The following is a 13,297-nucleotide window of genomic DNA, read 5'->3' on the forward strand; positions in this document are numbered from 1 at the left end:
GCGCGCGCCGAGGAAACGGCCGGCACGCGGCTTGCTCCTTCGGCGATCGAGACCGTGACGGGTGCCCATTCCCGTGCGGTTTCCGACAGGCGCCGTGCGCGTGTCGACAGGCAATGTCGAGAAACGACGGGGGAAGGCATGGCAGTGCACATGGTGAAGGTCGCCTACGAGGGCTTGGTGACCAAGGCGCTGAAGAATTCGGAGGAAGGGCCGACCAGCGGCGGGTCGGTGATCTACGCGATCGAGGACGTACCGGCCGGGCTCACCCTCGACGACGTGATCGCGGCGGTGAGGAAGGCCGGCGGCAAGCCGGTCCACAAGGACCATATCGTCAAATGGACCGATCTGGTGGCGTGAACCGCTCCGGCCGGCATTGCATCGTCGAGGGGCGCGGGTAATCTCCACCCATGACCCTCGACATCGCCACGCGCGTCTACGACCACGGCTTCCGCATCGACCCGATCGTACGGACGCTGCTCGACACGGACTTCTACAAGTTCCTGATGGTGCAGTTGATCCGCCAGGTCGCGCCGAGCACACGCGCGACCTTCGGGCTGATCAACCGGACCCGGAGCGTCCGCCTCGCCGAGGTGATCGACGAACGCGAGCTGCGCGACCAGCTCGACCACGCCCGCACGATCCGCTTCCAGAAGAACGAGTTGATCTGGCTCGCCGGCAACACGTTCTACGGCGTGCGCCAGATCTTCTCCGCCGATTTCCTCGATTGGCTGGAGCGGTTCCGCCTGCCGGACTACCGCCTCGAACGCACGGCCGACGGGCAATGGGAACTGACCTTCGAGGGGCTCTGGGCAGAGACCTCGATGTGGGAGATCCCGGCGCTCGCCATCGTCAACGAGCTGCGTGCCCGCGCCGCCATGAAGGGCATGAGCCGGTTCGAGCTCGACGTGCTCTATGCCCGCGCCAAGGCCAAGGTCTGGGCCAAGATCGAACGGATCCGGGCGCTCGAGGCGGAGGTCGGCACGGTGCCGATCGCCGAGTTCGGCACGAGGCGCCGGCACGGCTTCCTGTGGCAGCGCTGGTGCGTGGAGGCGCTGAAGGAGGGGCTCGGCGCGAGTTTCCTCGGAACCTCCAACGTCAAGCTGGCGATGGATTCGGCGCTGGAGGCGATCGGCACCAACGCCCACGAGTTGCCGATGGTCTACGCGGCGCTGGCGAAGAGCGACGACGAGCTGCGCGCCGCGCCCTATCGGGTGCTGGAGGACTGGGCGCGCCTCTATCACGGCAATCTGCTGGTGATCCTGCCGGACACGTTCGGCACCACCGCCTTCCTGCGCGACGCGCCCGATTGGGCGGCCCAGTGGAAGGGCGTGCGTCCCGACAGCAAGGAGCCGATCGCCGCCGCCGACGAGATCATCGCCTGGTGGAAGGCGCGCGGCCACGATCCGCGCGACAAGCTGATCGTCCTCTCCGATGGGATGGACATCGATTCGATCGAGGCCTCGGCGCGCCACCTCGACGGCAAATGCCGCTTCTCGTTCGGCTGGGGCACGCACCTGACCAACGATTTCGCCGGCTGCGCCCCGGCCGGCAGCCATCCGAACCTCGAGGCGATCTCGCTCGTCTGCAAGGTGGTGGCGGCCGACGGGCGGCCGGCGGTCAAACTCTCCGACAATCCGGAGAAGGCGATGGGGCCGGCCGACGAGGTCGCCCGCTACACCCGCGTCTTCGGCACCCAGGGGTTCGCGCGGATGCCGGTCGAGGTGTGATCCCGGCCGGCGCGCGCGAGAGAGGGGCTCACGCCCGCTTCAGGTCCTCGATGTAGCCGTGGATCTCTCGGTCGAGCGCCTCGCGGAAGCGGCCGAGTTCATGCGCGGTGTCGATGACGCCGACGGCGGCGCGATCGGTGGCGGCGGCGTCGCCCTCGACCTCGCCGATCACGTCGGAGAGGGTTCGGGCGCCGGCGGCGGCACGCTGGATGTTGGAGGCGATCTCCTGGGTCGCGATCTCCTGATCGCCCATCACGGCCGCCATGTCGCGCGACAGCGAGGTGAGTTCGCGGATGGTGGTGCCGATCGAGCCGATCGCGGCGACGACGCGCTGGGTCTCGCCCTGGATGTGCGCGACCTGACCGGCGATCGCCTCGGTGGCGCGAGTGGTCTCGTTGGCGAGCGCCTTGACCTCGGCGGCGACGATGGCGAAGCCCTTGCCGGCCTCGCCGGCGCGCGCCGCCTCGATGGTGGCGTTGAGGGCGAGGAGATTGGTCTGGCCGGCGATCGAATTGATCAGGTCGACGACCTCGCCGATCTTGTCGCCGCTGACGGCGAGGGTGCGGACCGCCTCGTCGGTGCGGCCGGCCTCGTCGAGGGCGCGGCCGGCGATGGCGGCGGAATGATCGACCCGGCGCTGGATCTCCTGGACGGAGCTCGCCAGTTCCTCGGTGGCGGCGGCGACGGCGCCGACGGTGCCGGAGGTCTCCTCGGCATCGGCGACGGCGGCATGCGAGCGGCTGGTGGTGCGTTCGGAGACGGCGCGCAGGCCGTCGGCGGTCGCGGCCATGCGGTCGGCGGCCTCGGTCATCGCGCCGAGCACCGACTTGATCGAGCCCTCGAAGGCGCGGGTGCGTTCCTCGCGACGGCGGCCGCGCGTCGAACGGGCCTCCTCGTCGCGGCGGGCGGCGGTCTCCGCCTCCGCCTCGGCGCGCAGCGCCGCCTTGAGCGCATCGACGGCGCGGCCCATGGCGGCGATTTCGTCGATCTCGTCGGCGCGCGGGGTGACGACGTCGAGATCGCCGCCGGTGATGCGGCCGACCGCGTCGGTCAGCGCGACGATCGGCCCGCCGATCTCGCGGTTCAGCCACCAGATCATCACGCCGCCGCCGAGCAGCAGCATCACGGCGAGCGCGGTGAAGACGGCGGCGGCATTGCCGCGGGTCGCCTCGAGGTCGGTCCGGTCGGTGCCGAGCACCACCGTGCCGATCGGCTTGCCGGAATAGTCGAGCAGGGGCTGGTCGGCGAGCGACCAATTGCGGCCCTCGATCGAGAAGACGCCGAGACGGCCGGCGCCGCCGCCGAGATCCTTCAGCGTGGCGGTGTCGAGGGCGAATCCGTCGGGGAAATTCGTGGCGAGCAGCGTGCGGCCGGACTTGCCGGGCTCGGTCGCGTCGAGCAGCAACGCCACCTTGAGGCCGGTGCGGGCGCCGAAGTCGTGGACGAAGTCCTTGCCGAAGGCGAGGCCGAACTCGACCGTGCCGAGGGCGGTGGCGCCCTTCTTCACCGGCACCACGGCGCGAATGCCGATGCCCTGGACGCCGTTCTCGAGACCCATCACGTCCTTGGCGCCGGCATTGGCCTCGACCACCGTCTGACGGAAGGAGGACAGATCGTCGTCGAACTTGGCGGGCTTGTGGACGCGCAGGAACGACGTCGCCGGGGCGGTGTGATACTGGAACTGATCGAAACCGTCGGCCTTGACCGTGTCGAAGGCCGGCACCAACAAGTCGGAGAGGCGGCCACGATCGCGCGCGGCGAAGGCGTCGGTGAAGGCGGGAACGGCGGCGACGAAGCGCGCGAGGGAGCGGGCCCGCTGGCCCTGCGCGTTGACCTCGGCGGCGAACTGACGGGAGCCGTTGTCGAGCTGATGGGCGACGTTGTCCTCGATCAGATTGCCCACGAACCACAATCCCGCGGCGACGCAAGCCGCGGCCGCGATCACGACACCGGCGCCGATGCCGAGGGTCAGACGCTTCTTGAGATGCATGAGGATGGCGCTCCATTCCGGTCGACTGCGACCGATTGGAACGCCGGCGTCGTTAACGAAGGGTTGTGGATCTCGACCAAAACATCGAGGCTTCGAAAATCTTTCTTCAATGACGTTGCGTAATGGACAATTTTTCCGAGGATGAGATGACGCCTTCCCCTACGGTTTACGTCGATGCGGATGCCTGTCCGGTCAAGGACGAGGTCTATCGGGTGGCCGGGCGGTTGCATCTGAGGGTGTTCGTCGTCGCCAATTCCTGGATCCGCGTGCCCGACGATCCGCTGATCGAGCGGGTGATCGTGGCGCAGGGCGCGAATGTGGCGGACGACTGGATCGCGGAGCGGGCCGGGCCGGGATCGGTGGTGATCACCGCCGACGTGCCGCTCGCCGATCGCTGCGTCAAGACGGGCGCGCGGGTACTGACCCCGAAGGGGCGCGTCTTCGACGCCGCCTCGATCGGCATGGCGCTGGCGACGCGCGATCTGATGGAGGATCTGCGCTCGGCCGGGGCGGTCACCGGGGGGCCGCGCCCGTTCGGGCCGCGCGACCGGCAGGTGTTCCTGCAGGCGCTCGACCGCGAGGTGCGGCGCGCCGCCCACGATCTGGCGAAGCGGCCGCCGCCCGCCCCGGTCGCGTGAAGCGGGTCAGGCGGCGCCCTGCGACCCCACCACCTGCATCACGATGGTCTCGACGTTCTCGAACAGGACCCGGCTCTCGATCATCTCGACGCCGGTCTCGGTGACGCGCAGCAGGGCCGGAACGCCGCGCGCGCCGACGTGCTCCATCAGCCGCCGCGCCAGATCGGCGCGCTGATTGAGCGCGTCGATCACCGCCTCGTCCTCGTTCAGGAAGGCGGAGACGTCGTCCTCGCCGATGCCGATCTCGCGCAGCACGGCGGCGCAGACCGCCTCGTCGGTGATGTCGCGTCCCTCGACCCAGCGCGCCGCCTGGAGCGCGTGGAGGGCCCGCAGGGCCTCGCCCGGCGCGCGCGACTGGACCGTGGCGAAGGCGAGCGTCGCCGGCCCGCTGTCGAAGGTGGAGTCGAGATCGCCCAGCACCTTCTCGCGATAGGCGTCGGAGAAGGTCTGGCCGGTCAGATCACGGATCCGGCAGTCGTTCTTCCAGGCATAGGCGGCGAAGTCGGGCGTCATCGGCCGGCCGCCGATGAAGAGGCCGGAGGCGAGCAGCTCCAACGGCACCGCGCCGCTCTCGGCGAGGCGGGTGAGCGCCGGGGCGGCGCCCCAGCACCAACCGCACAGGGGGTCGACGATGGCGATCACCGTCCCGGGGACGAGGACCTGGACGTTCTCGTCGGTCTCGGCGTCGAGGTCGGGGGTCGTCTCCTCGCTCATCAGCAGCGCTCCAGCGTCTCGGTGCCCTCGATGGCGATGCCGAAGCCCTCGAGGCCGACGTAGCGGCGTTCCTTGGAGGAGATCAGGCGGATCGAGGAGACGCCGAGATCCTTGAGGATCTGAGCGCCGAGGCCGATCTCACGCCAATTCTCCGCGCGCGTCGAGGCGGAGACGTGGGCCTCGTGCTCGGCGGCGGCGAGCGGGTCGGCGCCCTTCTCGGCCTCGCGGGTCGGTTTGGCGACACCGACGGAGCCCTCGCGCAGATAGACGATGACGCCCCGGCCCTCCTTGGCCATGCGCTCGGTCAGGCGGTCGAGCGACTGGGTCTTGCCGAAGACGTCGTCGACGACCGACTCGAGATGGAGCCGCACCGGCACCGAACGGCCGTCGCGGATGTCGCCGAAGACGATCGCCAGATGATGCATCGGGTCGAAGGGGGTCGAATAGGAGATGGCGCGGGCGCGGCCGGCCGGGGTCTCCACGTCGAACTCGTCGACCCGGTCGACCAGCTTCTCGTTCCTCTGGCGATAGGCGATGAGGTCGGCGACCGAGACGATCTCGAGGCCGTGGTCCTCGGCGAACTTGGCGACGTCGGGGCCGCGCTTCACCGTGCCGTCGTCGTTGACGAGCTCGCAGATGACGCCGACCGGCGGCAGCTTGGCGAGGCGGCAGAGGTCGACGGCGGCCTCGGTGTGGCCGGAGCGCATGAGGACGCCGCCGTCCTTGGCGATCAGCGGGAAGACGTGGCCGGGGCGGACGAAGTCGCCCGGGCCGACGTTGGGATTGGCGAGCGCGCGGGCGGTGTTGCAGCGCTCCTCGGCCGAGATGCCGGTGGTCAGACCGTGGCGATAGTCGATGGTCACCGTGAAGGCGGTGCCGAGCGGGGCGTCGTTGGCGGCGATCATCGGCTCCAGGTGGAGCTTGCGGGCGAGATCGCGCGGGATCGGCGTGCAGACGATGCCGGAGGTGTGACGGACGATGAAGGCGAGCTTCTCGGGGGTGGCGTGGACGGCGGCGACGATCAGGTCGCCCTCGTTCTCGCGATCGTCGTCGTCGGTGACCACGACGATCTCGCCGCGTTCGAAGGCGCGCAGCGCGGCTGCGACACGGGACTGGTTCATCATCGTCTCCTCATGGGCCTTGGAGCGCGGGGCGAGGCCGAGAAAATCGTCGGGGGTGACCGCGCCGCGGGTGGCGGCGGCGATCTTCTCGGCGGTCTCGCGCGAGACCCACACCGAGGGATCGTTGCACAACGCCGTGATCGCCGCCGGCGACAGGCCGACGCGGCGCGCGAAGGCGCTGCGGGTCTCTTTCGATCGGGCGAGCCATTGGTCGAGGCGCATGAGCACTGAATAGCGCGAGAGGCTTTCAGTGGCAATGAAAAGCATGCGGCGCTTTCATGCACGCAGCGTTCGACGGGCGCGCGTCACGCGACGGGAGGCGCGATCGAGCCCATCGATCGCCCGTCGACGCATCGGACGGAGGCGGCGATGCCCACCTCAGACGATGCGCGCGGTCACCGGCCGGTCTGGCCGCGATGCCTCAGGGCGTGATCGACCAGGGTGATCGCCGTCATCGCCTCGACCACCGGCACGGCCCGGATGCCGACGCAAGGGTCGTGACGGCCCTTGGTGATCAGGTCGGTGTCGTGGCCGGTGCGATCGATGGTCTTGCGCGGGGTCAGGATCGAGGAGGTCGGCTTGACCACCAGACGCGCGACGATCGGCTGGCCGGAGGAGATGCCGCCGAGGATGCCGCCGGCGTTGTTCGACTGAAAGATCGGACCGTCGTTGCCCATGCGGATCTCGTCGGCGTTCTCCTCGCCGGTCAATTCGGCGCTCTCGAAGCCGGCGCCGATCTCGACGCCCTTGACCGCGTTGATCGACATCAGCGCCGAGGCGATGTCCTGATCGAGCTTGCCGTAGAGCGGCGCCCCCCAGCCGGCCGGCACGCCCTCCGCCACCACCTCGAGGATGGCGCCGATCGACGAGCCGGCCTTGCGGATGCCGTCGAGATAGGCCTCGAAGCGGGCGACACTGTCGGGATCGGGCGAGAAGAAGGGATTGCGGCCGACCTCGGACCAGTCCCAATTGAGGCGATCGATCGCCTCGCGGCCGATCTGCACCAGCGCGGCGCGGATCGTCACGCCGCCGGGTACCAGCGCGTTCAGCACCTGCTTGGCGACGGCGCCGGCGGCGACGCGCGCGGCGGTCTCGCGGGCCGAGGAGCGGCCGCCGCCGCGATAGTCGCGGATGCCGTATTTGGCGTCGTAGGTGTAGTCGGCGTGGCCGGGACGGAACTTGTCGCGGATCTCGCCGTAGTCCTTCGAGCGCTGATCGGTGTTGCGAATCATCAGCGAGATCGGCGTGCCGGTGGTGCGCAGGCCGTCGGTGCCGTCGTCCTCGAAGACGCCGGAGAGCACCTCGACCATGTCTTCCTCGCGCCGCTGGGTGACGAAGCGGCTCTGGCCGGGCTTGCGGCGGTCGCAATCGGCCTGGAGGGCGGCGAGGTCGAGCGCCACGCCGGGCGGGCAGCCGTCGATCACCGCGCCGATGGCGGGACCGTGGCTCTCGCCCCAGGTGGTGACGCGGAAGAGATGGCCGAAGGTGTTGTGCGACATGGCGCGGGATCCCCTGAACGAGATCTTCGTCTAGGGGATCGCTCGGTGCCGGTCAAATCGACGTCAGACCAGCGTCTTCTTGAGGAAGCGCAGGGTGCGGTCCCAGGCGAGCGCGGCATCCTCGGCGTCGTAGCGGGCGCCGGTCGGATTGGCGAAGGCGTGATCGGCGTCGTACCAGTAGACGGTCAGGCGATCGGCGAGGCCGGCCTCCTTCATCGCCAGCTCGAAACCGCCGACCATGGCCGCGTCGATCGACTGGTCCTGGGTGGCGAAATGGCCGAGCACCGGGCCCTTCAGCCCCTTCACCTGATCGGCGGTCTTCTTGACGTTGCCGTAGTAGATCACGGTGGCGTCGACCGGGGTGGCGATCGAGGTGTTGAGCGACCAGCCGCCGCCGAAGCACCAGCCGCAGGTCGCGACCTTGCCGTTGCCGCGCGCGTGCGCCCGGGCGAAGGCGACCGCCGCCATCATCTGGCGGGTGGCGAGGCGCGCGTCGAGGCCGCCCATCAGCGCCTTGGCCTCGGTCGCGTCCTTGGCGACCTTGCCGTAGAGATCGACCGCGATCACCAGATAGCCCTGGTTGGCGAATTCGGCGGCGACCGCCTTGATCTGATCGTTGAGGCCCCACCATTCGTGGATGAGCACCAGCGCGGGCGCCTTGTCGGCCTTGGGATAGGCGATCGCGGCGGAGAGATCGTGGCTGCCCTCGACCGGGATCGGCACCATCTCCACCGACGCGGCGGCGACCTCGGCGAGCGCCGGATCGGCCAGGACGGCGGCGATGGGCAGACCCGCCAGCCCCATCAGAAAGGCCCGGCGATCGGCCTGCGGGACCACCAGCGGCGGCATGTGGGCGTGACTTCCGCATCCCTCGAGCGTGCACATGATCTCGACATCCCCATCCGGCGCGGCCCTCGTCGCGGGGCCCTCACGCAAAGATCCCGCCGCGAAGAGACGACGGGACCATCCAGAGTCAGATCATAACCACGATCCGTGACGGTCCCGCCACACGAAAATGCGATCCTGGGGCACGAGAAGATGCGCGAGGTTCGGATCGTCGAGACCTTCGATGACCGCGCGCAGCGCGCGGAACACGCCACCGTGCGAAACCACGACCATGTCGCCGGAGGTTCGGGCGAGCCACGCCCGCAGGCGTTCGGCCATCTGCTCGTAGCTCTCGCCCTCCGGCGGCAGGAAATGCCACTTGTCGCGCAGGATCTCGGCATGGTGAGCCGGGTTCGTCTCGGCGATGTCCTCGTAGGTCTTGCCTTCGTAGACGCCGAAGGAGACCTCGCGCAGATCGGGGACGACGACATAGGCCTCGGGGTCGAGGCCGATCCCGGCGCGGACGCGTTCCATGGTTTCACGGGTGCGGCCGAGCGGGCTCGAGAACCAATGGAGGCGGGCCGGATCGATCCCCTCGGCCGCGAGATGGGCGGCGAGCGCGCGGCCGTTGCCGTCGGCCTGGGCCTGGCCGATCGGGTTCAGAGGAATGTCCTGCATGCCCTGGAGGCGACCGGCGACGTTCCAGTCGGTCTGGCCGTGGCGGATGTGATAGATCGTTCGCGTCACGGATCGGGGCCTCGTCTCGCTCTTGCGAGGTGGTCTTAGCGCGGAAGCATGACGGTCACAACGTCGGAAGGCGGGGTCGCGAACCGTCTTCACCGGCGGGATCGGCGCGCGGGCCCGAACGCCACTTCGGTCGCAACCTCTTCACGATATCGTCACGACCGGGCTCGCCCCGGTCGTCCCCGAGGCGTCATTCCCGAGGGCACGGCCGCATGGATCCCCGGGTCGAGCCCGGGGATGACGGCGGGGAGAGCCGGTCGGGGACGCGCCCTCGAAGACGGACGTCGCCTCGTGGAACGAAAGAGGCGCCCACGGTCTCCCGGGGCGCCCTCTCCACTTCGTCCGTATCGACGGAAATCGATCACTCCTTGACCACCGAAATGTCCGGGGCGTCGACCGCCTTCATGCCGACGACGTGGTAGCCACTGTCGACGTGGAGGATCTCGCCGGTGACGCCGCGCGACAGGTCGGAGAGGAGGTAGAGGCCGCTGTCGCCGACCTCCTCGATGGTCACGGTGCGCTTCAGGGGGGCGTTGTATTCGTTCCAGCGCAGGATGTAGCGGAAGTCGCCGATGCCGGAGGCGGCCAGCGTCTTGATCGGGCCGGCGGAAATCGCGTTGACGCGGATGTTCTTGCCGCCCAGATCGACCGCAAGATACTGCACCGACGCCTCGAGCGCGGCCTTGGCGACGCCCATGACGTTGTAGTTCGGCATGACCTTCTCGGCGCCGTAATAGGTCAGCGTCAGGATCGAGCCGCCGTTCGGCATCAGCTTCTCGGCGCGCTGGGCGATCGCCGCGAGGCTGTAGACCGAGATGTTCATGGTCTTCTCGAAATTGTCCGGCGTCGTGTCGACGTAGCGGCCGGTCAACTGGTCCTTGTCGGAGAAGGCGATGGCGTGGACCACGAAGTCGATGGTGCCCCAGGCGCGCTCGATCTCGGCGAAGACCGCGTCGATGGTGGCCGCGTCGGTGACGTCGCAATGGCCGGCGACGATACCGCCGAGCTCGGCGGCGAGCGGCTCGACGCGCTTCTTCAACGCGTCGCCCTGATAGGTCAGCGCCACCTCCGCGCCCGCCTCGCGCGCCGCCTTGGCGATGCCCCAGGCGATCGAGCGGTTGTTGGCAACGCCCATCACGAGGCCACGCTTGCCTGCCATCAGGCCCTTGGTGTCGGCCATGGATCTCGTCCTTCGACTTCTCGTTACGATTTCGCGGGTTCTATGACACGGGAGCCCATGGGGCCGCAAGCGGCGCCATGGGCCCGCCCACCCCGCGACGGCGCCCCGCGAGGACGCCGGAAACCGTTCAGAAGAGATCCATCTGCCCGCCACCGCCGCGCGGCTCGCGAGACCGGGGCGCGCGGCCCGGCGGGGGACCGGCCGAGCCGGGACGCGGCGGGCGCGGCGCGGGCGCCACCTCGAGCGCCTCGAAGAGATCGTCGGGAGCGGGCGCGAGCAGGCGCCGGACCGCCTTCGGGTCGGTCGCCGGGTCGAGCCATTCGCCATAGCGCTCCGGTGGGATCACCGCCGGCATGCGGTCGTGGATCGCGCCCACCACCGCATTGGCGTCGACGGTGAGAATGGCGGCGGTGTCGACCTCGGAACCGTCGGGCGCCGACCAGGTCTCGGTGAGACCGGCGAAGGCGACGATCCCGCCCGCCCGGGGCACGATCCGGAAGGGCGTGCGGATCCGGCCGTCGCGGCGCCATTCGACGAAGCCGGTCGCCGGCACCAGACAGCGGCCGTTGCGCATGGCGGCGCGGAAGGAGGGTTTCTCGGCCGCCGTCTCGGCGCGGGCGTTGATCAGCAGCGTGAAGGTGCTCGGATCCTTCAGCCACCCCGGCCAGAAGCCCCAGCGGACCAATCGGAAGCGCCGTTCGCCCGACGCCCGTACGACGACACCGATCGGCTCGGTCGGCCGAATGTCCTCGCGCGGCGGAAAGTTCGGCCGGTCGACGTAGTCGAGGGCATCCCGCACCTCCTCGGGCGTCGCCGTCAGCATGAAGCGGCCACACATCCGGTATCATCCTCTCGGTGGAATCTGCTCGCCTTGGTTTCGTAAGCGAAATGGTAACGGCTACCGCTTACCGTTGGAACCGATCGACCGGACGGGATGGGTGGAAGGATGGCGCGCGCGACCAGGGAAGAGGCTTCGCAGGACCGCTTGAGTCCCGAGGTGCTGGCCGCCGCCAACATCAACCCCAATACCCGTCTCGCCACCGACTATCTCAATCACTTCAACGACGTCGTCATGATGCTGGAGCTGGTTCCGGACATGCCGGACTGCGCCGAGGACGTCGTCGGTTGGACGCCGCTCGCCTATGAGGATTATTTTCGCAACTCGCATTTCCGCGAGCGCGATCTGGCGGTCCTGGCCTGGAAGGCGGCCGATCCGGCGATCCGCTCGGAATTCGAGGCGACCATCACCCATCTCGACTGCGCCATGGCCGAAGCGATCGCGCTGGTCGACGGCTGGGACGGACGCGATCCGGCCGGGGGCCATCGTCTGCGCGCCTTCGTCGGCGACCGGCTGAAGCCGCTGATCGCCACCGCCAGCGGCATCATCAACGGCCCGCCGAGCATGCATGCCGCGCCCGCCGCCGATTCGCTCGAGTCGGAGGCGCAGGCCGCCGTCGACGAACTGTTTCCCTGATCTCCCTCCCCTCCCGCACGCGCTCCGGACGCCATGCCCCCACGTCGCGCCGCCGTCTCGGTCGTCGTCTTCCGCAACGACACGGTCCTCCTGGTCCGACGCGGGCGCGAGCCGGCGCGCGGGCTGTGGGCGCCGGTCGGCGGACGGATCGAGGCGGACGAGACGGCGGAAGCCGCCGCCCTGCGCGAGGTGCGCGAGGAGACCGGCGTCACCGCGCGTCTCCTCGGCCTCTGCGATCGGCGCGAGGTTCCGAGCGCGGCCGAGGACGGCACCGCGATGACCTGGGACATCGCCGTCTTCGCCGCCGTGTGGGTCGACGGCGAGCCCGTCGCCGGTGACGACGCCGCCGAAGCGGCGTTCGTGGCGCCGGCCCGCCTCTCCGGCCTGCCGCTCGTTCGCGGCGGGCTCGACGCGGTCGCCGCCGCCCGTCGCCTCTTCGATGGATCTCGCTCCCGGGACGGGTTAAGACAACCGTGACCGGCACGAACCCCCGCGCCGGGTCGATCGGGCGAGACGTGGGACGGATGACGAGACGGGTCGATTTCGCGCGGAAGGGCCTCGCCGGCGGGCGCATCCCGGCCATCGCGGCGATGGCGCTCGCTCTCGTGCTCGTCGCGGCCCCGCCGTCGCGCGCCGCCGACGAGGCGCCCTACGACGACACGCTCGCCAAATTGGCCGAGGTGCTCGGGGCGCTGCACCACCTGCGTCCCCTGTGCGGGGCGCCGGAGGCGCAGACCTGGCGCGATCAGATGCAGACGATCCTCGACGCCGAGCAGCCGAGCCGGGAGCGGCGTCAGCGCATCGTCGATCGCTTCAATCAATCCTATCGCGGTCTCGCCGCGGTCCACCGCAGATGCACGCCCGCGGCGCGCGCCCTCGCCGAGACCTATCGGCTGCGCGGCGAGGCGCTCGGCCACGATCTGGTGACGCGCTGGGGGCATCCGTGACCCGTCGCATTCGGCTCGAATGTCACCGGCCGCGTTAACCATTGGAACATGAATTTTAACGCTCGTTAACAATAGGCCCCCTGGAGGCGGGACCGGCGGCCTCGCCCGTGCTATCCATTTCGGAGGGACGAGGGTGCGCGAAACGCGGCACCCCGAGGGATCGCACGAGATCGGAATGCTCGACGAGACGATTGTGAGCGACGTCGAACCGACGCTCGCCGACAAGAAGCGCGCCGCCTACGAACTGGTCGCCGACGCCATGGCCGAGGCGGAAGCGGAGGGAATCGAACGCGACATCGTCACCCAGGCGGCGCTCTTCGCCGTTGTCAGCGACCTCGTCGCGACCTGGGGAGAGGTCGCGGTCGCCGACTTCGTCGAACGCCTGACCGACCGCGTGCTGGCCGGCGAATTCACCATCGATCGCCCCTTGCAGTGAGA

General features: G+C 69.5%; 15 protein-coding genes. 7 read left to right on the plus strand and 8 right to left on the minus strand.

The window, feature by feature from the left end; translation table 11 throughout:
• Positions 1 to 138 precede the first annotated feature (138 nt).
• Positions 139 to 357: a hypothetical protein gene (locus J3S89_RS00740; RefSeq protein WP_217925553.1), complete on the plus strand. Its 219-nt coding sequence runs from the start codon at positions 139 to 141 to the stop codon at positions 355 to 357.
• A gap of 50 nt (positions 358 to 407) precedes the next feature.
• On the plus strand, positions 408 to 1,727 hold the full coding sequence (locus J3S89_RS00745) for a nicotinate phosphoribosyltransferase (RefSeq protein ID WP_217925554.1): 1,320 nt from the start codon (positions 408 to 410) through the stop codon (positions 1,725 to 1,727).
• Between the two features lie 28 nt (positions 1,728 to 1,755).
• Here the strand turns inward: J3S89_RS00745 and J3S89_RS23315 are convergent, their stop codons facing one another.
• Positions 1,756 to 3,717 carry a methyl-accepting chemotaxis protein gene (locus J3S89_RS23315; protein ID WP_217925555.1) on the minus strand — a complete coding sequence of 654 codons (1,962 nt, stop codon included), beginning with the start codon at positions 3,715 to 3,717 and terminating at the stop codon, positions 1,756 to 1,758.
• 146 nt (positions 3,718 to 3,863) lie between these two features.
• Here J3S89_RS23315 and J3S89_RS00755 point away from each other — a divergent pair, with 146 nt between their 5' ends.
• Positions 3,864 to 4,355: a YaiI/YqxD family protein gene (locus J3S89_RS00755; protein ID WP_217925556.1), complete on the plus strand. Its 492-nt coding sequence runs from the start codon at positions 3,864 to 3,866 to the stop codon at positions 4,353 to 4,355.
• A gap of 6 nt (positions 4,356 to 4,361) precedes the next feature.
• Here the strand turns inward: J3S89_RS00755 and J3S89_RS00760 are convergent, their stop codons facing one another.
• The 7 genes from J3S89_RS00760 to J3S89_RS00790 form a co-directional block, all read right to left on the minus strand.
• Positions 4,362 to 5,069 (minus strand): DsbA family protein, encoded by a 708-nt coding sequence (locus tag J3S89_RS00760; protein ID WP_217925557.1) that lies wholly within the window; start codon positions 5,067 to 5,069, stop codon positions 4,362 to 4,364.
• Entirely contained in the window at positions 5,069 to 6,412 is a 1,344-nt protein-coding gene (gene ribB / locus J3S89_RS00765) for a 3,4-dihydroxy-2-butanone-4-phosphate synthase (protein ID WP_217925602.1), read from the minus strand. The genes J3S89_RS00760 and ribB overlap by 1 nt, the downstream gene beginning before the upstream one ends.
• Before the next feature lie 173 nt (positions 6,413 to 6,585).
• The gene (gene aroC / locus J3S89_RS00770) at positions 6,586 to 7,689 is read right to left on the minus strand and encodes a chorismate synthase (protein WP_217925558.1); all 1,104 of its coding nucleotides are present in this window, start codon (positions 7,687 to 7,689) and stop codon (positions 6,586 to 6,588) included.
• A 63-nt stretch (positions 7,690 to 7,752) separates the two neighbouring features.
• Complete coding sequence (locus tag J3S89_RS00775; RefSeq protein WP_217925559.1) at positions 7,753 to 8,574, minus strand: dienelactone hydrolase family protein; 822 nt, start codon at positions 8,572 to 8,574, stop codon at positions 7,753 to 7,755.
• A gap of 93 nt (positions 8,575 to 8,667) precedes the next feature.
• Positions 8,668 to 9,261 carry a histidine phosphatase family protein gene (locus J3S89_RS00780; RefSeq protein ID WP_230489211.1) on the minus strand — a complete coding sequence of 198 codons (594 nt, stop codon included), beginning with the start codon at positions 9,259 to 9,261 and terminating at the stop codon, positions 8,668 to 8,670.
• Between the two features lie 358 nt (positions 9,262 to 9,619).
• Entirely contained in the window at positions 9,620 to 10,438 is an 819-nt protein-coding gene (gene fabI, locus J3S89_RS00785) for an enoyl-ACP reductase FabI (RefSeq protein WP_217925560.1), read from the minus strand.
• Between the two features lie 127 nt (positions 10,439 to 10,565).
• Positions 10,566 to 11,276: an SOS response-associated peptidase gene (locus J3S89_RS00790; RefSeq protein ID WP_217925561.1), complete on the minus strand. Its 711-nt coding sequence runs from the start codon at positions 11,274 to 11,276 to the stop codon at positions 10,566 to 10,568.
• Positions 11,277 to 11,384: 108 nt separating this feature from the next.
• Between J3S89_RS00790 and J3S89_RS00795 the strand changes: the two genes are divergently transcribed.
• The 4 genes from J3S89_RS00795 to J3S89_RS00810 all read left to right on the plus strand — a co-directional run bounded on the left by J3S89_RS00795 (position 11,385) and on the right by J3S89_RS00810 (position 13,295).
• Complete coding sequence (locus J3S89_RS00795) at positions 11,385 to 11,912, plus strand: hypothetical protein (RefSeq protein ID WP_217925562.1); 528 nt, start codon at positions 11,385 to 11,387, stop codon at positions 11,910 to 11,912.
• A 33-nt stretch (positions 11,913 to 11,945) separates the two neighbouring features.
• Positions 11,946 to 12,389, plus strand: a complete 444-nt coding sequence (locus J3S89_RS00800; RefSeq protein WP_217925563.1) for an NUDIX domain-containing protein — start codon at positions 11,946 to 11,948, stop codon at positions 12,387 to 12,389.
• A 47-nt stretch (positions 12,390 to 12,436) separates the two neighbouring features.
• Entirely contained in the window at positions 12,437 to 12,859 is a 423-nt protein-coding gene (locus J3S89_RS00805) for a TIGR02301 family protein (RefSeq protein ID WP_217925564.1), read from the plus strand.
• A 175-nt stretch (positions 12,860 to 13,034) separates the two neighbouring features.
• Positions 13,035 to 13,295, plus strand: a complete 261-nt coding sequence (locus J3S89_RS00810; protein WP_217925565.1) for a hypothetical protein — start codon at positions 13,035 to 13,037, stop codon at positions 13,293 to 13,295.
• The last annotated feature ends 2 nt before the right edge of the window (positions 13,296 to 13,297 follow it).

The organism is Pinisolibacter aquiterrae, from assembly GCF_019160155.1.
Classification (GTDB): domain Bacteria; phylum Pseudomonadota; class Alphaproteobacteria; order Rhizobiales; family Ancalomicrobiaceae; genus Pinisolibacter; species Pinisolibacter aquiterrae.